At 72.7% G+C, this 24682-nt stretch carries 20 protein-coding genes; 12 read left to right on the top strand and 8 right to left on the bottom strand.

Annotated elements, in window-relative coordinates; all coding sequences use genetic code 11:
• Positions 1 to 27: 27 nt before the first annotated feature.
• Positions 28 to 759 carry an alpha/beta fold hydrolase gene (locus tag MTQ01_RS16150; protein ID WP_247491024.1) on the bottom strand — a complete coding sequence of 244 codons (732 nt, stop codon included), beginning with the start codon at positions 757 to 759 and terminating at the stop codon, positions 28 to 30.
• A gap of 177 nt (positions 760 to 936) precedes the next feature.
• Here MTQ01_RS16150 and MTQ01_RS16145 point away from each other — a divergent pair, with 177 nt between their 5' ends.
• Entirely contained in the window at positions 937 to 1344 is a 408-nt protein-coding gene (locus MTQ01_RS16145) for a helix-turn-helix domain-containing protein (protein WP_247491023.1), read from the top strand.
• A gap of 153 nt (positions 1345 to 1497) precedes the next feature.
• Positions 1498 to 2001, top strand: a complete 504-nt coding sequence (locus tag MTQ01_RS16140; RefSeq protein WP_374207764.1) for a MarR family winged helix-turn-helix transcriptional regulator — start codon at positions 1498 to 1500, stop codon at positions 1999 to 2001.
• 132 nt (positions 2002 to 2133) lie between these two features.
• Here the strand turns inward: MTQ01_RS16140 and MTQ01_RS16135 are convergent, their stop codons facing one another.
• Both MTQ01_RS16135 and MTQ01_RS16130 read right to left on the bottom strand, forming a co-directional pair.
• Positions 2134 to 3681, bottom strand: coding sequence for a cell wall metabolism sensor histidine kinase WalK (locus tag MTQ01_RS16135; RefSeq protein WP_247491022.1), 1548 nt, complete (start codon positions 3679 to 3681; stop codon positions 2134 to 2136).
• Entirely contained in the window at positions 3671 to 4336 is a 666-nt protein-coding gene (locus MTQ01_RS16130) for a response regulator transcription factor (RefSeq protein WP_247491020.1), read from the bottom strand. Before MTQ01_RS16130 ends, MTQ01_RS16135 begins: the two co-directional genes overlap by 11 nt.
• Positions 4337 to 4482: 146 nt before the next feature.
• Between MTQ01_RS16130 and MTQ01_RS16125 the strand changes: the two genes are divergently transcribed.
• Complete coding sequence (locus tag MTQ01_RS16125; RefSeq protein WP_247491018.1) at positions 4483 to 5304, top strand: PepSY domain-containing protein; 822 nt, start codon at positions 4483 to 4485, stop codon at positions 5302 to 5304.
• A gap of 106 nt (positions 5305 to 5410) precedes the next feature.
• On the opposite strand, the gene meaB is transcribed toward MTQ01_RS16125, so the two are convergent.
• Complete coding sequence (meaB, locus tag MTQ01_RS16120; protein WP_247491016.1) at positions 5411 to 6388, bottom strand: methylmalonyl Co-A mutase-associated GTPase MeaB; 978 nt, start codon at positions 6386 to 6388, stop codon at positions 5411 to 5413.
• 305 nt (positions 6389 to 6693) lie between these two features.
• The gene (locus tag MTQ01_RS16115; protein ID WP_247491014.1) at positions 6694 to 7896 is read right to left on the bottom strand and encodes an acetyl-CoA C-acetyltransferase; all 1203 of its coding nucleotides are present in this window, start codon (positions 7894 to 7896) and stop codon (positions 6694 to 6696) included.
• Between the two features lie 135 nt (positions 7897 to 8031).
• Here MTQ01_RS16115 and mce point away from each other — a divergent pair, with 135 nt between their 5' ends.
• The 7 genes from mce to MTQ01_RS16080 all read left to right on the top strand — a co-directional run bounded on the left by mce (position 8032) and on the right by MTQ01_RS16080 (position 18612).
• Positions 8032 to 8505 carry a methylmalonyl-CoA epimerase gene (gene mce / locus MTQ01_RS16110; protein WP_247491012.1) on the top strand — a complete coding sequence of 158 codons (474 nt, stop codon included), beginning with the start codon at positions 8032 to 8034 and terminating at the stop codon, positions 8503 to 8505.
• Between the two features lie 320 nt (positions 8506 to 8825).
• Complete coding sequence (scy, locus tag MTQ01_RS16105; protein ID WP_308294405.1) at positions 8826 to 12215, top strand: polarized growth protein Scy; 3390 nt, start codon at positions 8826 to 8828, stop codon at positions 12213 to 12215.
• Between the two features lie 605 nt (positions 12216 to 12820).
• Positions 12821 to 13768: a cellulose-binding protein gene (locus MTQ01_RS16100; protein WP_247491010.1), complete on the top strand. Its 948-nt coding sequence runs from the start codon at positions 12821 to 12823 to the stop codon at positions 13766 to 13768.
• A 236-nt stretch (positions 13769 to 14004) separates the two neighbouring features.
• Positions 14005 to 14997, top strand: a complete 993-nt coding sequence (locus tag MTQ01_RS16095) for an ATP-binding cassette domain-containing protein (RefSeq protein ID WP_247491007.1) — start codon at positions 14005 to 14007, stop codon at positions 14995 to 14997.
• A 5-nt stretch (positions 14998 to 15002) separates the two neighbouring features.
• Entirely contained in the window at positions 15003 to 15767 is a 765-nt protein-coding gene (locus tag MTQ01_RS16090; protein WP_247491005.1) for an ABC transporter permease subunit, read from the top strand.
• 185 nt (positions 15768 to 15952) lie between these two features.
• Complete coding sequence (locus MTQ01_RS16085; RefSeq protein ID WP_247491003.1) at positions 15953 to 17176, top strand: ABC transporter ATP-binding protein; 1224 nt, start codon at positions 15953 to 15955, stop codon at positions 17174 to 17176.
• Positions 17173 to 18612, top strand: coding sequence for an ABC transporter permease (locus MTQ01_RS16080; RefSeq protein ID WP_247491001.1), 1440 nt, complete (start codon positions 17173 to 17175; stop codon positions 18610 to 18612). Before MTQ01_RS16085 ends, MTQ01_RS16080 begins: the two co-directional genes overlap by 4 nt.
• 183 nt (positions 18613 to 18795) lie before the next feature.
• Here the strand turns inward: MTQ01_RS16080 and MTQ01_RS16075 are convergent, their stop codons facing one another.
• Positions 18796 to 19095 carry an ATP/GTP-binding protein gene (locus tag MTQ01_RS16075; protein WP_247490999.1) on the bottom strand — a complete coding sequence of 100 codons (300 nt, stop codon included), beginning with the start codon at positions 19093 to 19095 and terminating at the stop codon, positions 18796 to 18798.
• 335 nt (positions 19096 to 19430) lie between these two features.
• Between MTQ01_RS16075 and MTQ01_RS16070 the strand changes: the two genes are divergently transcribed.
• A complete protein-coding gene (locus tag MTQ01_RS16070; protein ID WP_247490997.1) occupies positions 19431 to 20504 on the top strand; it encodes an LLM class flavin-dependent oxidoreductase in 1074 nt (357 codons plus the stop codon).
• A gap of 136 nt (positions 20505 to 20640) precedes the next feature.
• On the opposite strand, the gene MTQ01_RS16065 is transcribed toward MTQ01_RS16070, so the two are convergent.
• Positions 20641 to 21033 carry an SCO5389 family protein gene (locus MTQ01_RS16065; RefSeq protein WP_247490995.1) on the bottom strand — a complete coding sequence of 131 codons (393 nt, stop codon included), beginning with the start codon at positions 21031 to 21033 and terminating at the stop codon, positions 20641 to 20643.
• A gap of 283 nt (positions 21034 to 21316) precedes the next feature.
• Here MTQ01_RS16065 and nucS point away from each other — a divergent pair, with 283 nt between their 5' ends.
• Entirely contained in the window at positions 21317 to 21997 is a 681-nt protein-coding gene (nucS, locus tag MTQ01_RS16060; protein WP_247490993.1) for an endonuclease NucS, read from the top strand.
• 263 nt (positions 21998 to 22260) lie between these two features.
• Here nucS and MTQ01_RS16055 read toward each other — a convergent pair whose 3' ends face one another.
• A complete protein-coding gene (locus MTQ01_RS16055) occupies positions 22261 to 24663 on the bottom strand; it encodes an ATP-binding protein (protein WP_247490991.1) in 2403 nt (800 codons plus the stop codon).
• Positions 24664 to 24682 lie beyond the last annotated feature (19 nt).

Raw genomic sequence — 24682 nt, 5'->3', positions numbered from 1 at the left:
CGGGCCGCGAAGGCCCTGGGCGGGTGGCTACGGCCGGGCGAGTTCGAGGAGCAGTCCGGCGAGTTCGTTCGGCATGGTGATCATGCTGTCGTGGCCGGTCGGCAGCTGCCGGACCCTGGCGGCGGAGCCGTTGGGCTGGATCGCGGGCACGGGCCGGCGGACGATGCCGGCGGGAGCGGCCCCGACGTTGTGGATGTGCGTGCGCGGTATCGCGTCGGCCGCCGGGTTGCCGAGCCGCACCTTCTGCCGGAGGCAGCGCACCGGATGGTCCGAGAGCATCCCGCGCAGCCAGGCCACGTCGGCCGGGTCGGTGACGCCGAACAGACCGAGGGGCGCGGGCAGTTCGGGCATCGGCGGTACGCGCCAGCCGCTCTCCGACCGCTCGGCGAGTTCGATCAGCTGCCGCGTCACGGGGATCACGTCCGCCGCGGATTCGCCGTCCTCCGGGACCATGGCGTCCAGGTGCACCAGGTGCGCGACGCGCTCCGGAAGCCGGTCGGCCACGGCGGAGACCACCAGCCCCGCGTAGCTGTGACCGACGAGGACCACCTCGTCCAGGTCCTCCTCGGTGATCAGCCCGACCACGTCGTCGATGTGCGTGTCGAGGCCCACTTCGGGACCGAGCAGGTGCTGCCTGTCGCCGTATCCGGTCAGGGAGGGTGCGAACACCCGGTGCCCCGCGGCCTCCAGCAGCGGCACCACCCGGTCCCAGCACTGTCCGCTGTGCCAGGCGCCGTGTACGAGCAGGTATGTGGACATCGACCGTCCTTCGGGGAGTGCGGTGGGGAACCGTCGCACGGGCGCCGCCGACGGGGCGGGCGGGTGCGGTTACCTTCGGTGCCTCGGTACTGTTCGGGTACCGGGACCATGCTTGTGCATCCGACGCACAGCAGGCAATCAGGCACTTTTCGGTGCCCCGGTTATCGGGAGGTGACCATGGACGAGGTGGACGGGACGCGGGGCGGTCCGCGGCCGACGGAGCACCCCGTCGACGACTGCCGGGCCCGGGTCGTCCTCGACATCGTCGGAAACAAGTGGTCGCTGCTGGTCGTGCGCCGGCTCAAGGACGGGCCGCGCCGTTTCACCGAGCTGAAGCAAACCGTCGACGGGATCAGCCAACGCATGCTCACCGTGACGCTGCGCAATCTGGAGCGCGACGGAATTCTGACCCGTACCGTCCACGAGGTGATGCCGCCGCACGTCAGCTACGAACTGACCGGGATGGGCGTCACTCTGAGCGAGGCCACCGAGCCGCTGCTGGACTGGAGCCTCGCGCATCTCTCCCGCATCGACGAGGCGCGCGCCGCCCACGACGCCCGTACGGCCCGCCCGACGGCTCCGTAGCGCGACGGCCGACGGGGGCGTCGGGCCGGTGGGCGCGGGCCTCGGGGCAGGTCGCCGGGTCGTCCCGGTCCCGGAGGGCTGAGCGCGGGCCGTGGCGGGTGATCACGGACCGCAGCGGTCCGGGGACCGGCCGGAGCTGGGTAAAGTCGCGTTATGGACATGGAAAACGGCCACGGCGCGAGCGCCGAGCAGGGTGCGACTCGGTGGCTCACCCCGGCTGAGCAGCGGGCCTGGCGGGCTCATCTGGACGCCAGCCGGATGCTGACGCACCAACTGGAGAAGGACCTCCAGCCCTTCGATCTGACGATGAACGACTACGAGATCCTGGTGAACCTCTCAGAGTCGGACCAGCACCGGATGCGGATGAGCGATCTGGCGACCGCGACGCTCCAGTCCAAAAGTCGCCTCTCCCACCAGATCACACGGATGGAGAAAGCCGGGCTGGTGCGCCGGGAGCACTGCGACACCGACAAACGCGGGCTGTTCGCGGTGCTCACCGAGCACGGCTGGACGACCATGCGCCGGGTGGCGCCGCACCATGTGGAGTCGGTGCGCAGGCACTTCATCGACCTGCTGCCGCCCAGTGCCCTCAGCGCGCTGGAGGACTCGATGGCCCCGATCGTCGACCGGCTGCGGGAGCGGCGCGGCCGGTTCTGAGCGGAACGCGGCCGGTTCCGAGCGTCGCTGCTCCGGGCGGTGCGGCCGGTTCCGAGCGGAACGGGCGGGTGTGCGGGCTCGCGGTTCCGAGCGGCGTGTGGCCGAACGGCCGGGAGCCCGGGCCCGGTTCGGTCAGTCGGCCAGGGGCAGGCGGAGGGTGAAGAGCGCTCCGCCCTCCGGCGCCGCCGTGAGGGTCAGGGTGCCGCCGTGCCGGGTGGCGACCTCGCGGGCGATGGCCAGTCCGAGTCCCGCTCCGCCGTCGTCCCGGCTGCGGGCGTCGTCGAGGCGTACGAAGCGTTCGAAGACCCGGTCGCGTTCGGCCTCGGGCACGCCCGCGCCGTCGTCGGCGACCTCCAACTCGGCGTGCCGGACGTCGCCCGTCCCGGTCGCGGTCGTGCGCACGGAGACGCGGACCCGCCCGGCGGCGTGACGCTGGGCGTTGTCCAGCAGGTTGCCGAGGATGCGCGCCAACTGGCCGCCGGATCCCGTCACTTCGGCCGACTCCAACGGCTGGGCGGTGATGGGGTGCGGATCGGCGGTGCGGCGGTCCAGCTCCTCGTCGACGAGGGCGGCGAGGTCCAGCCGCGCGCCGACCGGCCGTTCACCCGCGTCGATGCGGGCGAGCAGCAGCAGGTCGGCGGCGAGGTCCTGGAGCCGTACGGTGTCGTGGACGGCACCCGGCAGATCGAGCAGCTCGGGGTGCGCCTCGGCGACCTCCAACTGGGTGCGCAGCGAGGCGATCGGGCTGCGCAGCTCGTGCGAGGCGTCGGCGACGAAGCGGCGCTGCCGCTCCACGGAGGACTCCAGCGCGGCGAGGGTCTCGTTGGTCGTACGGGCGAGCCGTCCGACCTCGTCCTCGACCTGCGGTTCGGGAACCCGACGGCTGAGGTCGGTGGAGCGGGTGATCTCGGACATCTCCTGGCGGATGCCGTCCACCGGGCGCAGCGCCTGCCTGGTGACGCGCCAGGTGGTCACCGCGACGATCACCAGCAGCAGCGGGCCGCCGATGAGCAGCGCGTTGCGGATGGTGTCCACGGCGGCGCGCTCCAGATCGAGCGGGGCACCGGCGTAGATGGTCAGAGCCTCGCCGCGCGGGGTCTTGGCCTCGGCGACCGCGAAGCGGTAGTCGCCGCCGCTGCCGTCGACGACGGCGCTGCCGCCGACGAAGTCCAGATCGTCGTCCACCTCTCCGGGGCCGAGCGGGTCCTCGCCGTCGTTGTCGCCGTTGCCGTCGCCGTTGCGCGGGGGGTCCCGGTCGTCGTCGTCATCGTCGTCGTCGGAGTCGTCGTCATCGTCGTCGTCCGGGTTCGAGGGCGCGGACTTCTCCGGCGAGGGGCGGGTCGGCGTCGGCGAGGCGGTGGGGCCGACGGCCTTCACGCCCCCGGCGGGCGTACCGGTGATGGAGTCCAGACCGTCGCTGACGGCACGCACGCGGTCGTTCTCGTCCAGGATCTGCACCGGCTGGTCGCCGACCTCGATCGAGCCGAGCGCCGTGCCGGTGGCGATCTGGCCCGCCACGTCCCGGGCACGCACCTCGGCCTGGAGATCGACCTCGCGGACCAGATTCGTCTCCAGCAGCCAGACCACCGCCACGCCGGCCGCGGCCAGCGCGACCGCGACCACGAGAGTGGCGCCCAGCGCCGCGCGCGCCTTGACCGAGGCGAAGAACCTAGCGGTCATCGGAGACCAACCGGTATCCGGCGCCGCGCACGGTCACGATCAGGCCGCCGCCGAGCTTGCGGCGCAGGGTGCTGATGTAGACCTCGACGATGTTCGGGTCGCCGTCGTAGGCGAAGTCCCACACGTGCTCCAGGATCTCGGACTTGGACACCACCTCGCCCGGACGGACCGCGAGCTGCTCCAGCACGGCGAACTCCTTGGCGGTGAGCGTGGGTTGGACGTCGTTGCGGGTGACGGTGCGCGCCGCGCGGTCGACCGTGAGCGAGCCGATGCGCAGTACGGGCGAGGCGCCGGTGCCGCGTCGGCGGAGCAGCGCCCGGATGCGGGCGAGCAGCACGACGTAGGAGAACGGCTTCGTCAGGTAGTCGTCGGCTCCGGTGTCCAGGCCCTCAGCCTCGTCGTACTCGCCGTCCTTGGCGGTGAGCATCAGGATGGGCGTCTCGTCCCCGGCGGCGCGCAGCGTGCCGCAGATCCGGTAGCCGTTGACGCCGGGCAGCATGATGTCCAGCACGATCAGGTCGTACGGGTTCTCCGTGGCCAGATGCAGCCCCTCGTGGCCGTCGTACGCCACGTCCACCGCGAAGCCCTCCGCCGTCAGGCCCTTGGCCAGTGACGTCGCGAGTCTCCGCTCGTCCTCCACGATCAGCACGCGCATGGGGCAAGAGTGGCAGACGCTTCCTGAAGCCCTCTTCAGGTTGCTTCAGGAAGCCTTCAGGCAGCACCGGGCAGTGTGAGTGCTGTCCGGTCGACGAGGCCGGACGGGAGCCCCGCTCGGGGGCGAGACTCTTGTGGAGGCACACCATGAAGCGCAACGTCATCATCGCGACCCTGGCCGCTGCGGGCGTGGCGGGGGGTGCGGTGCTCGCGGGCACCGCCTTCGCCGACGACGGCGACGACCGCAAGCCCGCGTCCCGTACCCTCAACGCCGGTGCGGACGACGCCGGTTCGGACGACCGGGACGACCGGGACGACCGCAGCGGGAGCAAGGACGGCAAGGGCAGCGGCGGTTCGTGGATCAGCGCCGAGCAGGCAATCGGCCAGGCGCTGAAGGCCGAGCCGGGCCACGCCCACAAGCTGGAGCTGGAGGACGACGACCGGGTCTGGGAGGTCGACATCCTCACCGAGGACGGCAAGTGGCGCCAGGTCGACGTCGCCAGGAAGGGCGGCGAGGTCGTCTCCAGCCGGGCCGATGACGACGACGACCGCAACGAACGGACCGCCAAGCAGGTCCGCGCCGTACTGGCGGACGCCAAGACCTCGCTGGCCGACGCGGCACGCATCGCCAACGAGCGGGTGCCCGGCACGATCGAGGAGATCGACCTGGAGAAGCGCGGCACCGTGTGGAAGGTCGACTTCGAGAAGGTCGACGGCCGCGATGACGACGACGATGTGGAGCTGCACGTCAACGTCGAGTCGGGCAAGGCCACCGTCCACGACGACGACCGGGACGACCGCGACGACCGCGACGACGACCGGGACGACCGCGACGACGACCGCGATGACCGGGACGATGACCGGGACGACCGCGACGACGACCGCGACGACAAGGACGACGACCGGGACGACCGCGACGACGACCGCGACGACAAGGACGACGACCGGGACGACCGCGACGACGACTGATCGTCTCGCGCTCCGCTCCTGAGGTCCGACGCCCGCCGGGTCGCCCCTCCCGCACGAGCCGTACGCACGCGTACGAGCGGTGCCGGAGGGGCGGCCCGTACGTCGTTCAGTCCGGCGGTGCGGCGGTGACGCGGTCGAGCAGCCGGTCGGCCGCGGTGTACGGGTCGAGTCTGCCGGCGGTGACCTCCTCGGCCAGGGACTCCAACCGGCCGCCCGACGGCAGCTCCGCCAGGCGCTGCCGCAGCGCGGCGATCACCAGCGACTCCAGTTCGCGGGCCGCGCGGCGCCGACGCCGTCCGGCCAGTACGCCGTGCTCCGCCATCCACTCCCGGTGGCGGTCGAGTGCCGCCACCAGTTCGGGGACGCCCTCGGACCGGCTGGCGACGGTGCGCAGGATCGACGGCCGCCAGTCGCCCGGTGCGCGGGCCTCGCCGAGGCCGAGCATGTGGTTCAGCTCCCGCACGGTGGCGTCCGCGCCCTCGCGGTCGGCCTTGTTGACGACGTACAGGTCGCCGATCTCCAGGATGCCCGCCTTCGCCGCCTGCACCCCGTCGCCCATCCCCGGTGCCAGCAGCACGACCGAGGAGTCCGCCAGGCCCGCGATGTCGACCTCGGACTGGCCCACGCCGACCGTCTCCACCAGCACCACGTCGCAGCCGGCCGCGTCCAGCACCCGGATCGCCTGGGGAGCGGCGCGGGAGAGCCCGCCGAGGTGGCCGCGGGTCGCCATCGAGCGGATGTAGACGCCCGCGTCGCCGACGTGTTCGGACATCCGGATGCGGTCGCCGAGCAGCGCGCCGCCGGAGAACGGCGAGGACGGGTCGACCGCCAGCACTCCGACCCGCGCGCCGGTGGCCCGGTAGGCGGAGACGAGCGCCGAGGTGGTGGTCGACTTGCCCACTCCCGGAGCACCGGTGAGTCCGACGACGTGGGCGCCCGCACCGTGCGGGGCGAGCGCGGCCATCACCTCGCGCAGCAGTGGCGAGGCGTTCTCGACCAGGGTGATCAGTCGGGCGACGGCGCGGGGCCGCCCGGCACGGGCCTGCTCCACGAGCCGGGCGATCTCCGTGTGCTGCGCCGCCATCGCCGCCTGCTCCTCGCCGTCGGGGCGGGGTGCGGCGCCGGGCCCGCGGCCGTACGCAGCGGACCGCCCGCAACCCTCTGGGTGAGAGCAGGGTACGGGCGGCCGGTCGCGTGAGCCGGTGACGCCGCGACGGGCGGCGGGCCGCGCCGGACCGCCGGGCGCCGCACCTCGACCGGCCCGTACGTTCCGGGCCGCCGCGATCCCGGCCGTCGCATCCCGAGCGCGAGCGTCGACCGCCGGCGCCCCGAGCGAGCGGAAGCGCCGGCACCGGGCGTACGGGCGGGCCGGCCCGTACGCCGCCGGGGTCAGGCCCGCGGGACGCGGACGAGGAGGGCGTCGCCCTGCCCGCCGCCGCCGCACAGTGCCGCCGCGCCCAGTCCGCCGCCGCGCCGCTTCAGCTCCAGCGCCAGGTGCAATACGAGCCGGGCGCCGGACATGCCGATGGGGTGGCCGAGTGCGATCGCGCCGCCGTTGACGTTCACCCGGTCCTCGCTGACGCCGAGGTCCTTGGTGGACTGGTGCGCCACCGCCGCGAACGCCTCGTTGATCTCGATCAGGTCCAGGTCCGCGACCTCGGCGCCCTCCTTGCCGAGGGCGTGCAGGATCGCGTTGGAGGGCTGGGACTGCAACGAGTTGTCCGGGCCGGCGACGTTGCCGTGGGCGCCGATCTCGGCGATCCACTCCAGGCCCAGCTCCTCGGCCCTGGCGCGGCTCATCACCACGACGGCCGCGGCTCCGTCGGAGATCTGGGAGGCGGTGCCGGCGGTGATGGTGCCGTCGGCGGCGAAGGCGGGGCGCAGCTTGGCGAGGCTCTCGACGGTGGTGTCGGCGCGGATGCCCTCGTCCTCGGCAACCACCACGGGCTCGCCCTTGCGCTGCGGGACCTCCACAGGGGTGATCTCGGCCTCGAAGAGGCCGTTCTTGCGGGCCGCGGCCGCGCGCTGGTGGGAGGCGGCGGCGATGCCGTCCTGCACCTCGCGGCCGATGCCCAGGCGGGTGTTGTGCTGCTCGGTGGACTCGCCCATGGGCACTCCGTCGAAGGAGTCGGTGAGCCCGTCGTGGGCCATGGAGTCGAGCATCTCCATCGCGCCGTACTTGTGGCCGGCGCGCGAACCGGGCAGCAGGTGCGGGGCGTTGGTCATGGACTCCTGGCCGCCCGCGACGACCACGTCGAACTCGCCCGCGCGGATCAGCTGGTCGGCGAGGGCGATGGCGTCCAGCCCGGAGAGGCAGACCTTGTTGATCGTCAGCGCCGGGACGTTCATCGGGATGCCGCCCTTGACGGCCGCCTGGCGGGCCGGGATCTGGCCGGCGCCCGCCTGCAGGACCTGGCCCATGATCACGTACTCGACCTGGTCGCCGGTGACGCCGGCGCGCTCCAGGGCCGCCTTGATCGCGAAGCCGCCGAGGTCGGCACCGGAGAACGACTTCAACGAGCCGAGCAGACGTCCCATGGGTGTGCGCGCGCCCGCGACGATCACGGAGGTGGTGCCGGTCGTGCCACTCATGCCGAGGCCCCTTCGGTGGAAAAGTGAATGAGGGTTAACCTCCAGCTTACTGAGCGGTACTGAGCGCGGTCATCGTTCTGGAGGTGTGACCGTGCGCACCTTGCGCAACCGGCCGTGCACCGATGTGCTTGTCCCATGCTGACGCGTATCGACCACATCGGGATCGCCTGCCACGACCTGGACCGGACCGTGGAGTTCTACCGGGCGACCTACGGCTTCGAAGTGTTCCACCGCGAGGTGAACGAGGAGCAGGGGGTGCGCGAGGCCATGCTCAGGATCAACGGCACCGACGACGGCGGCGCCTCCTGGATCCAGCTGCTGGAGCCGGTCCGCGAGGACTCCGCGGTCGGCAAGTGGCTGGCGAAGAACGGCGAGGGCGTCCACCACATCGCCTTCGGCACGGCCGACGTGGACGGCGACGCACGGTCCATCGGGGACAAGGGCGTACGGGTCCTCTACGACGAGCCGCGGAAGGGATCGATGGGTTCGCGGATCACGTTTCTGCATCCGAAGGACTGCCACGGGGTCCTCACCGAACTGGTGACCTCGGCCGGTGCGGAGCAGCCCGCGGAGCCCGAGCACGGGAGCGGGTCTGCGACCGATCGGTGAAAGACGTCCGATCCGGCACGGAACGTGACGGACAGTCGCCAAATGCGGCCGTACCACTACGCCTTGTGCACCGTGGGGTCCCGGTCGGCCGCGGGTCTGAACAAGGCGCGACCGGTCGCCGTGAACATCGGTAGAGTGGCGAAGCGGCGTACGGCACGAACTGGCTCTCCACACCCGTTCCGCCTCCCGCCGATGATCTGACACCATTTCCTCGGAACGTCTCGCCGGGATGTTCTTCACATCCTTCGGGATGGCGACGCTTCTAGCAGGAAGACTGGACGTTCACACCTTGTCGACCAGGGGACGGATGGGACCGCGCAGTGCGGGGCTACGACCGCTACGAGGCTGACGACCACCTCTCGCGTTTCGAGGCCGAGATGGAGCGGCTGAAGAAGGAGCGGGACAAGGCCGTCGACCACGCCGACGACCTCGGCTATCAGGTCGAAGTGCTCCGTGCCAAGCTGCACGAGGCCCGGCGCAGCCTTGCCTCGCGCCCGGCCGGGTACGACAACCTCTCCAGTCAGGCCGAACAGCTGCTGCGCAACGCCCAGTTGCAGGCCGAGCAGCTGCGCGCCGACGCCGAGCGCGAGCTGCACGACGTACGTCTGCGGACCCAGCGCCTGCAGCAGGAGGAGTCGGAGGCGCGCTCCCGGCTGGAGTCCGAGCTGCACAGCGAGGCGGTGCGGCGCCGCCAGCAGCTCGACCACGAGCTGGCCGAGCGCCGTTCGACCGTCGAGTCCCACGTCAACGAGAACGTCGCCTGGGCCGAGCAACTGCGCGCCCGCAGCGAGTCGCAGGCCCGCCGGCTGGTGGAGGAGAGCCGCACCGAGGCCGAGCAGTCGCTGAGCGAGGCCCGCGCGGAGGCCCAGCGGCTCGTCGAGCAGGCCAGGCAGCGGCTGGCGAGCGAGTCCGAGACCGCGCGCGCCGAGGCCGACGCGGTGATCCGTCGTGCCAGGGCGGACGCCGAGCGGCTGCTCAAGGCCGCCTCGGAGCAGGCCCGGGAGGCCACCGAGCACGCGGATCAGCTGCGGCAGTCGGCCAGTTCGGAGTCCGAGGCGTCCCGCCAGGAGTCGGCAGCCCTCAAGTCCCGGGCCGAGGAGCGGATAGCGGAGGCGGACCGGTCCGTGCGCGAGGCGCGGGCCGAGGCGGAGCGTCTGGTCGAGGAGGCCAGGAGCGCCGCCGCCAAGGAGGCGGCGGACACCGAGTCGACCAACGAGCAGCGGGTGCGCACGGCCAAGGCCGAGGTCGCGCGGATGGTCGGCGACGCCACCAAGGAGGCCGAGACCCTCAAGAGCGAGGCGGAGCAGAAGCTCGTCGACGCCCGTACCGAGGCCGACCGGCTGCTCGCCGAGGCCCGGGAGAGCGGTCGCACCAAGTCCGCGGAGGAATCCGCCGCGCAGTTGGCGGAGGCGGCGCGCAAGGCCGAGGAGATCGTCAGCAAGGCGACCGAGGAAGCCCGGGCCACCACCAGGAGCGCCTCCGAGGACGCCGAGCGGCTGCGCAAGGACGCCGAGGAGGAGGCCGACCGGCTGCGCGCCGAAGCGCACGACACGGCCGAGGAGTTGAAGGGTTCCGCCCAGGCGGACACCAAGGAGTACCGCGCCAAGACGGTCGAACTCCAGGAGGAGGCACGGCGGTTGCGCGGCGAGGCCGAGCAACTGCGCGCCGAGGCCGTGGAGGAGGGCGAGCGGATCCGCGCCGAGGCGCGCAAGGACGCCGTCCAGCAGATCGAGGAGGCGGCGAGCCAGGCCGAGGAGCTGATCGGCCAGGCGAACTCCGATGCGGAGGAGACCCGCAGCGCGGCCACCACCGACGGCGAGCGGGTGCGCACCGAGGCGATCGAGCGGGCCACCAGCCTGCGTCGGCAGTCCGAGGAGGCGCTGGAGCGGGCCCGGAGCGAGGCCGAGCAGCTGCGCACCGAGGCCGAGGAGGCCGCGGGCCGCACCAGGACGGACGCGACCGAGGCCGCCGAGCGGCTGCGCTCCGAGGCCGAGGAGGCCGCCGAGCAGCTCAGGACGAGCACCGCCGAGGAGCTCACCGCGCTGCGCGAGGACGCGGAGGCGAAGGTCGCCGCGGCCGAGCAGTCGCTGCGGGAGGCCCGCACCGAGGCCGAGCGGCTGCGCGAGGAGGCCAGGAGCGAGACGGAGCGCCAGCGCGCGGAGATCGCCGAGCGCGTACGCACCCTCCAGCAGCAGGCGTCCGAGGAGGCCGAACGGCTGCGCACCGAGGCCGCGGCCGACGCTTCCACCGCCCGTGCCGAGGGCGAGTCGGTGGCCGTACGGCTGCGTTCGGAGGCTGCGGCGGAGGCCGAGCAGCTGCGCGCCGAGGCGCAGGACACCGCGGACCGCATCCGCACCGAGGCGGCAGCGGCGGCGGAGCGGACCGGCGCGGAGGCCGCCGAGGCGCTCTCCGACGCCCAGGAGGAAGCGGCACGGCGCCGCCGGGAGGCCGACGACCTGCTCGCCGACGCGCGCGAGGAGGCGCATCGCGAGCGTTCCCAGGCGCGGGAGCAGAGCGAGGAGTTGCTGTCCTCCGCGCACAAGCGGGTCGAGGAGGCGCAGGCCGAGGCGACGCGGCTGGTGGAGGAGGCCGAGCGCCGCGGCGCGGAGTTGGTCTCCGCCGCCGAGGAGCACGCCGCCTCCGTGCGGAAGTCGGTGTCCGGGCTGCACGAGGCGGCCGAGGCCGAGATCGCCGAGCAGCGGTCGGCGGCCGAGCAGGCCGCGCTCAAGGTGCGCCGCGAGGCCGACGAGGAGTCGGCGGCGGCCAAGTCGCTTGCGGAGCGCACCGTTTCGGAGGCCATCGAGGAGGCGGCCGAGCAGCGTGCGCGCGCCGAGGCCGACGCGGAGCGGGCCCGGTCGGAAGCCGACCGGATGCGGGACGAGGCGCGGCGGGACTCCGCCCGCAAGCTCTCCGAAGCGGCGGAGCAGGCCGACAAGTTGGTCAGCGGGGCGCAGGAGGAGGCGCTCAAGACGGTCGCCGCCTCCGAGAAGCAGTCCGATTCGATGGTCGGCGCCGCCCGCGACGAGGCCGAGCGGCTGGAGCGCGAGGCGAGGTCCGCCGGTACGGAGCTGGTCGAGCGGGCCCGCGAGGACTCCAACACCATGCTGGAGGAGGCCCGCCGGGACGCCACCGCGATCCGGGAGCGGGCCGAGGAGCTGCGCGAGCGCACCGAGAGCGAGGTCGAGGATCTGCACTCCCGGGCGCGCCGGGAGTCGGCCGAGGCGATGAAGTCGGCCGGCGAGCGCTGCGACGCGCTGGTCAAGGCCGCCGAGGAGCAGCTCGCCGAGGCGAAGGAGCGGGCCGAGAAGCAGCTCTCGGAGGCGAGTTCGGAGGCGGGCAAGATCCGTATCGCAGCGGTGCGGAAGGCCGAGGGACTCCTCAACGAGGCCGAGCAGAAGCGTGCGGAGACCGCCGCGGAGGCCCAGCGCATCCGCGACGAGGCGGAGCAGGAGGCGGAGCGCACCGTCGAGCAGAGCCGCAAGGAACTCGACGTGCTCGCCAGGCGCCGCGAGGACATCAACTCCGAGATCTCACGCGTCCAGGCGATGCTCGAATCGCTGGGCGTGGGCGGCGATCTGGGCGCCAAGAGCGGCCCGGCGGAGAAGTCCGGCAAGGGCGCGGACCGCGAGTCCGAGGGCGACGAGGCCGTCGGCGCGGGCGCCGGCGGTGGAAAGAACGGCCGTCCGGCGAAGGGTGGAAAGGGCTCGTAAGTGTGCCAGTCACCTCGCAGCCACCCGAAAGAGCGAGCATTCTCCACATCAAACGGACATCCGCTCGATGACACGCCGCCCCTCCCCCTAGGATTCTCCCAAGCCCTCAACGCTCTCTCCGACAGGAAGCCCATGAGTGACACCTTCGCTGCCGAATTCGCGCCCCCGCGGCGCGGATACGACCGCGAGCGGGTGGACAGGCATGGGGTGCGGTCGGTGTCCGAGCGGGACCAACCCCCCGTCCGCACGGGCCTGTTGGACGAGCGCGCGGAGGTGCTTCAGCGTCAGATGCAGAACGGCAGCAGCGCAGGTAGCACTTCATGATCGACGTCTCACGACACCACGGACCTCCCCTCGCGGGCCACGACCCGACGCGGAGCGGGTACGCCTCCCGGCGCGAGGAGGAGCGCGGCGCATCGCCGGCTCCCTCCCGTCCCCGGGCGACCGACCCTTCCGTCAGTCGCCGTGGTGGGTGAGGAGCGGCCTGGAGCAACTCCCGCCCGGGGCCTGAGCTTTCAGCGCCGGGCAGCGCACGCCCGCGGGACACCGCGACGGCTCACCCCCTTTCCCCGATCACCTCACCGGTCTCATTCGACAGGATTCCCATGAGCGACACTTCCTCCCCCTACGGCTTCGAGCAGGTGCGGCGTGGTTACGACCGCGGTCAGGTGGACGAGCGCATCTCGAAGCTGATCTCCGACCGGGACAACGCGCTGGCGCGCATCACGTCCCTGGAGAAGCGCATCGAGGAGCTCCACCTCGAAACGCAGAACGCCCAGGCCCAGGTCAACGACTCCGAGCCCTCCTACGCCGGCCTCGGTGCCCGCGTGGAGAAGATCCTCCGCCTCGCCGAGGAGGAGGCCAAGGACCTGCGCGAGGAGGCCCGTCGGGCCGCCGAGCAGCACCGCGAGCTCGCCGAGAGCGCCGCGCAGCAGGTCCGGGACGACGCCGAGGCGTACTCCGCCGACCGCAAGGCGAAGGCCGAGGAAGAGGCCGGGCGGATCGCCGAGAAGGCGAAGGGCGAGGCGGCCTCGCTGCGCGCGGAGGCCGAGAAGGACGCCCTGTCCAAGCGCGAGGAGGCCGACGCCCTCTTCGAGGACACCCGTGCCAAGGCCGCCCAGGCCGCCACCGACTTCGAGACGAACCTCGCCAAGCGGCGGGAGCAGTCCGAGCGGGACCTGGCCTCGCGTCAGGCCAAGGCCGAGAAGCGTCTCGCCGAGATCGAGCACCGGGCGGAGCAGCTGCGCCTGGAGGCCGAGAAGCTGCGCACGGACGCCGAGCGGCGTGCGCGCCAGACGGTGGAGACCGCGCAGCGCCAGGCCGAGGACATCGTCGCCGACGCCAACGCCAAGGCGGACCGCGTGCGCAGCGAGTCCGAGCGCGAGCTGACCGCGCTGACCAACCGCAGGGACAGCATCAACGCCCAGCTCACCAACGTCCGCGAGATGCTGGCGAGCGTCACGGGCGCCTCGGTCGCCGCCAGCCTCGGCGTCGAGACCGAGGACGAGGACGACAGCGCCACCAAGAGCGTTCCGGCTCAGCAGACCCGCTGACGCCCGCTCGTCGGTCGCACGCCGTGGCGCCCGGTTCGTCCCGTTCGGGACGATGCCGGGCGCCGCGTGCCGTTCCGCGGCCGTGCGGTCCGGCTCGGACTCCGGCTGCGGCTGCGGCTGCGGAAGCGGCTGGGGTTCCGACTCCGGCCGCGGATTCCGGCGGATCCGGCTCCGCAGTTTGGCGGAGGCATACGTTCCGCTGGCACGGTGTCCCTTGCATCGACTAGCGTCGGCGCATGATCGAGCTAGAGGGGCTGACCAAGCGGTACGGCACCAAGACCGCCGTCGACCGGCTCAGTTTCGGGGTGCGTCCGGGAGTGGTGACCGGCTTCCTCGGGCCGAACGGCGCCGGCAAGTCGACCACCATGCGCATGATGCTCGGCCTGGACAGGCCGACCGCGGGTGACGTCCGGATCGACGGCAAGCACTACGACCAGCTGAAGGACCCGCTGAACTACATCGGCGCGCTGCTGGAGGCCAAGTCGATCCACGGCGGACGCACCGCGCGCAACCACCTGCTCTGCCTCGCGCAGTCCAACGGCATCCCCACCCGGCGGGTGGACGAGGTGCTGGAGCTGGTGGGCCTGGGCGGCGTCGCGAAGAAGCGGCCGAGCGGCTTCTCGCTGGGCATGGGGCAGCGCCTGGGCATCGCCGCGGCGCTGCTCGGCGATCCGCGCATCCTCATGTTCGACGAGCCGGTCAACGGCCTCGACCCCGAGGGCATCCACTGGATCCGCAATCTGATGAAGCATCTGGCCTCCGAGGGCCGCACCGTCTTCGTCTCCAGCCACTTGATGAGTGAGATGGCGCTGACCGCGGAGCACCTCGTGGTGATCGGCCGCGGCAGGCTGCTCGCGGACACCACGATGGAGAGCTTCATCGAGGAGAACTCCCGCACCTACGTACGGCTGCGCACGCCGGAGCCCGAGCGGCTGCGGGACGTGCTGGTCGCCGACGGGCTGGCGCCCGCCGAGGGCGCCGAGGGGGCACTGGAGGTCGAGGGCGCGCAGGCGGTGCGGATCGGTGAGCTCGCCGCCGAGCACCGGCTGGTGCTGCACGAGCTCAGTCCCCAACAGGCGTCGTTGGAGGAGGCGTTCATGCGGCTGACCGCCCAGACCGTCGAGTACCACGCGCACACCGCACTGCCCGGTCCCGGACAGCCGGCCGCACCACCGCCGCCGGGGCAGCAGCAGGGCTGGGGACCGCAGCAGCAGAAGGAAGGATTCTGAGAGCCATGGCCCATCTGACGCGGGTACTCAAGTCGGAGTGGACCAAGGTCACCACCGTCCGCTCCACCCTGTGGACGCTCGTCCTCGCCTTCTTCCTGACCGTCTCCATCGGCATCGCCTTCAGCGCGCTGCTGAAGAACCTCTCCGACGAGGAGCGCGGCGGGCCGCTGGACCCGACGTATGTCAGCTTCAGCGGCATGAGCATGGGTCAGTTGGCGATGGTCGCCTTCGGCGTGCTGGTCGTCTCCGGCGAGTACAGCACCGGAATGATCCGGGCCTCGCTCGGGGCGGTGCCGCAGCGCGGTGTCTTCATGTCGGCCAAGCTCGTCGCCTGCACCGCGCTGGCGCTGGTGGTCGGAATGGTGACCAGTGTGGTCACCTTCTTCGGCAGCCAGTTGGTGCTGGGCGACGAGAAGGCCTCGATCACCGACGACGGCGTGCTGCGCGCGGTGGTGTGCGGCGGCCTCTACATGACGCTGATGGCGCTCTTCTCCATGGGCGTGACCTGGATGCTGCGCAGTCCGCTGCTGGCGTTCAGCATTCTGATGCCGTTCTTCTTCATCGTCTCCGGGATCCTCGGAGTGGTGGAGGCGACCCGCAAGATCGCCCAGTTCCTGCCCGACCAGGCGGGGATGACGATGCTCGCGGTCAACGACCTCACCGATTTCGACCGGGCGTACGGGCCCGGCGGCGCGCTGCTCATCATGCTCGCCTGGGTGGCGGCGGCGCTGATCGGCGGCTACGTCATGCTCAAGCGCCGGGACGCCTGAGCACGCGGGCACTTCCGACGATTCGCGCGTCCCGGTCCATCTCGCACAGCTGACAGCCGCTCCCCGCCCAGCCGGTCGGAGCGGCTGTCACACGTCTGGAGTACGCTCCCCGGGGCCCGGGAACCGGGCCGGCCACCCGTCGGCCGATACCCGGCGGACCGCGAGCGGCACAGGGGCGGAGAGAGATGATCGAGGCCGTCGGCCTGACCAAGAGCTACGGGGACAAGACGGCGGTGTACCAGCTGTCGTTCCAGGTGCGTCCCGGTGTGGTCACCGGCTTCCTCGGGCCGAACGGCTCGGGCAAGTCCACCACCATGCGGATGACCGTCGGGCTCGACGAACCGACCGCGGGCACCGTCACCGTCAACGGGCTGCCGTACCGCCGGCTGCCCAACGCCGCCCGCCAGGTGGGCGCGCTGCTGGACGCCAAGGCCGTGCACGGCGGACGCAGCGCCCGCGAGCATCTGCTCTGCCTCGCCCAGCTCTCCGGGGTGCCGAGTTCCCGGGTGGACGAGGTGATCGACGTCGTCGGCCTGGGCGAGGTCGCCCACAAGCGGTCCAAGGGCTTCTCGCTCGGCATGGGCCAACGGCTCGGTATCGCGGGTGCGTTGCTCGGGGACCCGCCGGTGCTGCTCTTCGACGAGCCGGTCAACGGCCTCGATCCCGAGGGCATCCTGTGGATCCGCAATCTGATGAAGCAGCTGGCCTCCGAGGGCCGCACCGTGCTCGTCTCCAGCCATCTGATGAGCGAGATGGCGCTGACCGCCGACCATCTCATCGTGATCGGCCGCGGCCAGTTGCTGGCCGACATGTCGGTGAAGGACTTCATCGCGCACAACTCCCAGGGCTACGCCCGCGTCCGGGTCCCCGAGGACCGTCCGGACGATCCCGAGAAGCTGCGCACCGCGCTCGCCCGCGCCGGCGGCCAGTTGCTGCCCGAGGAGGACGGCGGGTTCCGGGTGACGGGCCTCGCGCTGCCGCAGATCAGCGACCTCGCGCACGAGGCGGACGTACGGCTCTGGGAGCTGTCGCCGCACCACGCCTCCCTGGAGGAGGCGTACATGCAGATGACCCAGGGAGCGGTGGACTACCGCGCCACGGTCGACGCCCGCAGCTCGCTCCAGCCAGTCCCGCAGGGGATGCCGGGACAGGGCCACGCCCCGCAGGGGCACGGATACCCGGCCGGCCCCGGTCACCCTGCGCAGGCACAGGGACACCCACAACAGGGATATCCGCAGCAGGGGTACGCCCCGCAGCCGATGCCGCAGCAGCCCGGCGCCGGTTACGGCACACCGCCGCCCGGCGGGCACCCGCAGCAGCAGCCCTGGCCCGGTGGCGCCCCCGGCGCCCAGCCGTACGCCGCACCGACGACCGGTGCCCCCACGTCCGACAGCGAGGCCGCCCGATGACCACGCCCCAGCAGCCCGAACACCCGCAGCAGGGCGCGCCGCAGCAGCCGCACCAGCAGGGGCAGCCCCAGCACCCGCACCCCGGCGCACCGCCCCACGCACCGCAGCAGCCGCCGACGACGACGCCGCAGGGCAGCCCGTTCGACACTCCGGCCCCGCCGCAGGGCGCCGCCACTCCCCCGCCGGGACCGCCGCCGGGTCCGTACGCGCCGCAGCAGACGCCACCGCAGCAGCCGTACGGGCAGCAGCCGCAGCAGTACGCCCCGCAGCCCTACGGACAGCAGCCGTACGCTCCTCAGCCGGCCGCTCCGCACGGGCCGCCGCCGGGTTCGCTGCCGCCGGGACCGCCGCCGCAGGCGCCGATGGCCCCGGATGCCGCCGCCCAGCCGTACGCGCCCCAACAGCCGCCGCCCGCACCGCAGTCGGGCGGGTACGGCGGCCAGGGGCAGAGTGGTGCGCCGGCGACCCTGACGAAGGAGCCGCAGCAGACCGACGGCGGCCGGGCACCCGCCGACCAGCCGCCCGGCGGCTTCCCGCAGGGCGGTCAACAGCCGAACGCCGTGCCGCAGCAGGCGGGTTCGGCCGCAGCGGTGGCGCCGTACCAGTCCTCGATGCCGATTCCCAAGACGCATCTGGGCCATGCGCTGGCCTCGGAGTGGACCAAGATCCGCTCGGTGCGGTCGACGGTGTGGGCGCTGGTCACGATGTTCCTGCTCACCCTCGGCATCGGCTTCCTGGTCGGCGTGGGCGTCAACACCGAGGAGCACGCCATCATGGCGGTGCTCGGGCCCAACTTCTACGGGCTGATGTTCGGCCAGCTGGCGATCATCTCGATGGGTGTGCTGGTGATCAGCTCCGAGTACACCACCGGGATGATCCGCACCACCATGACGGCCTGCCCGCAGCGCGCCAGGGTGCTGACCGCGAAGGCGACCGTCTTCTTCCTGCTGTCCTTCATGATGACGCTGCTGGCCACAGGCGTCACCGGACTGCTCAACAACATGATGCTGGGCGGCAAACCGCTGGACGGTTTCGCCGCGAACGAGGCGTCCGAGGAGGCCGGCGAAGCCGTCGCGACCGGCGCGGAGTGGCTCGCCGCGACCGTCGGCGCCTCCCTGTACGTGGCGCTGCTCGGGGTGCTGGCGCTGGCCTTCGGTGCGCTGCTGCGCAGTGCGCCGGCCGCCATCACCATCATGATCGGGCTGGTGCTGATGCCGATCGTGATCTCGTTCTTCCTGCTGATCTCCGAGAAGACCGCGGATCTGAGCGAGAAGTTCCGCGAGTTCTCGCCGCTCAACGGCCTCTCCACGCTGCACCGCTTCCCGATGGCCGGGGACAGCGACGCCACCGGCTGGCCGCTGCTCGGGCTGCTGGCCGGGGTGACGGCCGTGGTGCTGGCAGCCGCGTACACCCGGCTGGCCATCCGCGACGTCTGAGCCCGGACGCGGCCCCGGCGCGGGGTCAACGCACGGCTGAGGCCGGACCGTTCACGGTGAACGGTCCGGCCTCAGCCGTGCGCGGCGGATCGGCGGCTTGTGCACCGCGGGGTACGCGCGGCAGGGGTACGCGGCGGGCGGCGGATCGGTGCGCGGCCGGGCCGGCGATCGGGCGCCGTCGGGTCAGAAGCGGCCGTGGCGGGCGCCGCGGCGGTCCCGGGCGTTCCAGCACCCCTTGTGCCAGTGTCTGCGGTCGTCGCCGTCCCCGTGCTGCGGCCAGGCCACCACATGCGGCACTCCGGGCGGGATCTCCTGCTCGCATCCCGGGCAGCGGTAGTGCTTGACGGCCGCGGCGCCGCTGATGTGCCGCACCGCCCAGTCGTCGCCCTGCCAGCTCTCGGTCCGCTCCAGGCCGTGACGCACGGCCGGTTCGGCACCACCGGGTTTGACGGCACCGCGCGGGCGGTTGCGACGGGGAGACACACGACACCTCGATCGTCCTCGGAGCCGGGGCTCCCGGCTGCTGTGCGGACGCGGCGCTCCCCCACCGCTCCGTCCGCCTTCCCCACCAGGGTACGCACCGTACGGGCCGCCGGCGGCGCCCGATGATCACAACAACCCGGCGGCGAAGCCGTGCCCTGGGCACGTGTCAGCCGTTAGTGCCGTAGAGGGAACGGGAGTTGGCGCCACACGTCTCATGGTCGCGGGCGCCCGCGACCGCGTACGTGTGCGAGGAGACGGCCACACGTCCGGGACCGGCGCCACCCGTCCGCATCGAGTGAGCACTCCGGCCCAGGGCCGGGCCGAAGGAGCTGACAATGCAACTGGGAGCCTTCGTTCTGGCAGGGCAGTTCCCCGGTCAGGGGCACGGTGAGGCCCTGCACCGGGCGGTGCGCAGCGCCGAGGCGGCCGAGAGAGCCGGTCTGGACGCGGTGTGGCTGGCCGAGCACCACTTCGTCCCGTACGGCACCTGCCCGAACGCCGCGACGCTGGCCGGCTACCTGCTCGGCCGGACCGAGCGGATCACCGTCGGCACCGCGGTGAGCGTGCTGCCGAATCTGCACCCGGTGGCGCTCGGCGAGCAGACCGCGATGCTGCACCTGGTGTCCGGGGGCCGCTTCCGGTTGGGGGTGGGGCGCGGCGGCCCATGGGTCGATCTGGAGGTCTTCGGCGGCGGCGTCGACGCCTACGAGCGGTGTTTCCCCGAGGAGTTGGACCTGCTGCTGCGCTGGTTGCGCGAGGAGTCCGTCGGTTCGGACAGCGGGCGGTACCGCTTCCGGGACGTCAGCGTCGTGCCCCGGGCGGGCGACCTCGTCGACAGCGGGCACCCGCAGGAGGATTCGGGCCCGGGCGTGACGGTCGCCTGCATCTCGCCGCAGGGCGTACGGGTCGCGGCGCGGCGCGGGCTGCCGATGCTGCTCGGCATGCACTGCGGGGACGAGGAGAAGGCCGGCATGGTCGCGCTGTGGCGGCGCGAGGCCCAAGCGGCAGGGCATCCGCCCGAGTTGGTGGCCGGCGCGCCGCACGTGTCGGTCGGGGTGGTGCAGATCGCCGACCGCCGCGAGGACGCGGTCGAGGCGCTGACCAAGGCGATGCCGGGCTGGTTCCGGGATGGCCTGGGCGCGTACGTCACCGTGGACGGCAGGGCCCGGGCGATGCGCGACCCGCTCGCCTACACCGAGCTCCTCAGCGAGCTGCATCCGGTCGGCACACCGGAGTTGTGCGCAGAGCGGCTCTCGGCCACGGCCGAACGGACCGGCATCCGGCACTTCGCACTGCTTGCCGAGGGCACCGGCGATCTGGCCGCCACCGAGCTCAATCTGCGGAGGCTCGGCGGCGAGGTGCTGCCACTGCTGACCGGCGGCACGGACCTCCTCGGCACCGAGCGCTGACGACCCGTCGGCGCACGGGCTCCCCCGGCGCCGGAGGACTCGTCGGCGCCGGCGGCCTCGGACGCGTCGCCCGGTTCACCGCGACCACGGCTGGCCGCGGGCGCGGCGGTGGCTGCGGGCGACGCGTCCCGGACGGTCAGCAGTCGCGCAGCACCGGCGACTGGTTGAGCAGCTGGCCGCGCACCGAGGTGAAGCGGGCGAGACGGTCGTCGACGGAGCTGTCCAGGGGGAAAACCGCCACACGGTGGCAGTTCTGGAACGCCAGTCGGACCCCGAAGTGCCGCTCCAGCGCGCCGCGTATGGCGTCGCTGGCCAGTGCGCGCAGGAGCTGGCCGCGCGCCTGCTCGTCCGGAGGCGGCGTCTGGTTGTCGGCGAACTCCCCGCCGTCGACCTGCAGTCGGGCGACCAGGGAGCTGATCATCTCCCAGGCGTACGGGAGGGAAGTCTTGACGCAGTCGACGAACGCGGCTTCGTCGACCTCGCCTCGCTCGGCCTGCTCGAGTAGGGCCGGTGAGACGTCGAGCGACATGTGGTTCTCCTCTCGCGACCCCGACCTGACGGGGCCTTACGGATGGGGCAGAGGGTGCAAAGTGAGACGAGGGCATGCCTGACAGACGGCTGCCGTCTCGCTCGGCAATTCCTCCACTACCTACGGTAAGACCGGATTGCCCGGCCGACCATACGATTGCGCGCACAACTGGCCACCCACAGTGGCCGGTTCATGTGGTTCCGGCGTCTACAAGCCACGCATGAACGGGGCGAAGCAGGGGCGAATCGCGTGCCGCGCCCGGGTTGAAGTAGCGTGGCCGACCATGCGTCTCGTCATCGCCCGCTGCTCCGTGGACTACGCCGGCCGGCTCACCGCCCATCTGCCCTCCGCTCCCAGGCTGATCCTGGTCAAAGCCGATGGATCGGTCTCCATTCACGCCGACGACCGCGCGTACAAACCGCTCAACTGGATGTCCCCGCCGTGCACTTTGAAGGAGGGCGGGGGCGACGGGGACGGCGCGGAGAACGTGTGGACGGTGGTCAACAAGGGCGGCGAAAAGTTGATCATCACGATGGAGGAGGTCCTGCACGACTCCTCCCACGAGTTGGGCGTGGACCCGGGTCTGATCAAGGACGGCGTGGAGGCGCACCTCCAGGAGCTGTTGGCGGACCGGATGGAGACGCTCGGCGAGGGCTGGTCGCTGATCCGCCGGGAGTTCCCGACCGCGATCGGGCCGGTCGACATCCTCGGCCGCGACAAGGACGGTGTGACGGTCGCCGTGGAGATCAAGCGGCGCGGCGAGATCGACGGCGTCGAACAGCTCACCCGCTACCTGGAGTTGCTCAACCGCGACCCCCATCTGGCGCCGGTCAAGGGGGTGTTCGCGGCGCAGGAGATCAAGCCGCAGGCACGCGTACTGGCGACGGACCGCGGCATCAGCTGCGTGACGCTGGACTACAACGCGCTGCGCGGTATCGAGGACGACAAGCTGCGCCTCTTCTGACGCCACTCGCGGGCCACCGCTGACACGCCTCGCGGCGGACGCGCCACCGGGAGCCGTCCCACGCCGGGAGCGGCCCCGCCGACGGGGCTGCCGCGGGCACGGCGCTCACCTCGGCTCCGCCGATGCGGTGGACGGCGGTGGCGCGGGCACGCGGGTGCGCGGGCACGCGGGCACGCGGTGGGCGCAACTCGCTTCCCGCACCGCCTGTTCGAGGCCGCATCGCCGCCCGTACGGAGCCGCGTCCGCCGTCCGGCGGGTGCGGCTCAGCCTATGGTGAGGCCGCCGTCGCCGGCCGGAGGAGACTGCGGGTCGGTCTGCTCCGGCTGCGAGGACGACGGGCTCGGGCCCGAGGGAGCGCTGGGCCCCGGCAGGGACTCGCTCTCCGACGGGTCGTCGGTCGGCTCCGGGTCGGTCGGCTCGTCCGTGGGATCGCTCGGATCGTCGGTCGGCTCGGGGTCGCTCGGCTCGTCCGTCGGCTCGGTGGGATCGTCGGTCGGCTCGGGGTCGCTCGGCTCGTCGGTCGGCGTGGTGGGGTCGTCGGTCGGAGTGGTCGGGTCGTCCGACGGGGTCGGCGAGGTGGGGTCGTCCGAGGAGGGCGACTCGCTCGGCGACGGCGACTCGTCGGACTCGGAGGGCTCGGGCTTCGGGTCCCGCGAGGTCGGATCGTCCTCCGGCCCCTCCACCGGAACGTCGTCGGCGTCCTGCGAGGAGGAGGTGTCGGGCTTGACGTTGTCCCCGGGGTCCTCGCCGCCGGAGACGTTCCCGACGGTGAACATGGCGCCGAGCGCCACGGCGAGGAGCGCGCCCGCGCCCACCGCGGCCACATTGCGTTTCGTGGTGCCCAGCACCGGTGCCCGTCGCTCGCGCTCGGGGACGGCGGCGCCCACCACCGTGGCGTCCGACGCGTCCGGTTCACCCGGGTCGCCCGCGAACGGAACCGCCGCGGCGACGGCGGTCGGGGCCGTACCGTCCTCGGACGCACCGGCGAACGCCTGCGGTGCGGCCGCGGCAGCGACGGAGGGCGTACCGAGAGCGAGCGTGGAACGGTCCTCGACCAGGGCGAGCGCACGGCGGCCCGCGACGGCGCCGCGCTTGTCGGCCAGCGCGCCGCGCAGCGCGATCGACGCCTCCAGCTCCGAACGGGCCCGCTCCACATTGCCCAGGCACAGGGCGAGCACGCCCAACTCGTGGTGGAAGTACGCCTCTTCGGCCACCTCGCCGGCGAGACGCGCCGCCTCCTGACCTCCGCGCAGCGCCTGCTCCCACGCCGACCAGTGCAGGGCGGCGGCGAGCACCGGAGCGGTGGTGTGCGCGAGCAGCGCGGCGGAGCTGGAGTGGCCGCCGGTCCTGGTGCCGCGGATCGCCGCGAGCACGGCGGGGGCCTCGGCCGCCACCCGATCCGGGGTGACCGAGGGGTGGCCCGCCCACCAGGCGTAGTGCTGGGCGGCACGGAGTGCGCGGTCGGCGTTGCCCTCGGCGTCGGTGAAACCGTCGGCGGCCAGTTGGGCGGCGAGGTCTCCGGAGAGTCGGTATCCGCTGCCGGTGGCGGTGACCAGTCCCGCGGCGGTCAGCTCGGCGAGCGCCGCGTCCCCCTGCGGATCGTCCACCAGGGCGGGCAGATGCGACTGGTGAGGCATCTCGCCGTCCAGCGCGACGCCGTAGCGCAGCGACTCGCGGCCGAGCCCGCTGAGCGTCCCGGCCACCGCCAGCGGGGTCAACCCCACGGTGAGCGCGGGGAGTTCGGCCGCGGGCACGGAATCCCGTGCCTCGGGGTGTCCGCCCGAGCCCCCTTGTGCCCCCTCGGGCCCGTCCGGCGCACCGAGCCCGTCGCGGTGCCGCAGCACCGCACCGGCCTGGAGGAACCGCAGCGGCAGACCCTCGGACTCGAACCACAGGTCCGCGGCCCAGTCGAACTCGTCCTGCCGGAGCGGACGCCCGACGGCGTGCTCCAGGATCCCGGTGCTCGCCTCGCGGCTGAGCCCGGGCAGCACGACCTCGGTGAGCGTGCTCTCGCTGGAGCCCGCCGCGATGTCGGGCGTCGCGGAGACCAGGAAGGCGCATTCGGGAGTCAGCCGGAGCAGTTCGTCGAGCGCGGCGCCGCCGAAGGCCACGTCGTCGAGGACCACGACCGCGCCGATGTCGCTGACGGCGGCGAGGAGTTCGCTGCGGCCCAGCCGGTGCCAGGGGGCGTGGAAGACGGCCGCGTACAGCTCGTGCAGCAGGTCGGAGGGGGTGCGGCGGTGACCGCCGAGGCGGATCACCCCGTCCGGCGCCAGGCCGGCGCAGTCCTCGGCGACGGCGTTCAGCAGCGCGGTGCGGCCCGATCCGGGCCGGCCCACGAGCCGTACCGAACGGCCTCTGGAGAGGAGCCGCACCAGCCGCTCGCGCTCCTCCTGCCGCTCCAGCAGGGGAAGCTGCTCGGTGATCTCGGCCGACGGGCCGACCGGCGGGCTGGGCGCGGCGGCCCGCTGGTACGCCTCGCGCGCCTCGGCGGTGTGACGTGCCGGCGGCGCGGGCAGGTCCGCGGGCGGGCAGATCTCGATCTCGCTGCCGTCGACGGGGTTGACGGTCAGCAGATACTCGTCCGCAACCAGCTGCACGGTCCTGGCCAGCGCACCGCTGTCCCGGCCGTCCCGACCCTGCGGGCCCCGGTGCGTCGGGTCCATGGTTCCAAGCCCCCCAGAC

The organism is Streptomyces sp. XM4193 (assembly GCF_023072595.1).
In the GTDB taxonomy this organism is placed as follows: domain Bacteria; phylum Actinomycetota; class Actinomycetes; order Streptomycetales; family Streptomycetaceae; genus Streptomyces.
Note: the sequence above shows the minus strand (reverse complement) of the source record. Positions and strands in the feature narration are given on the sequence as shown.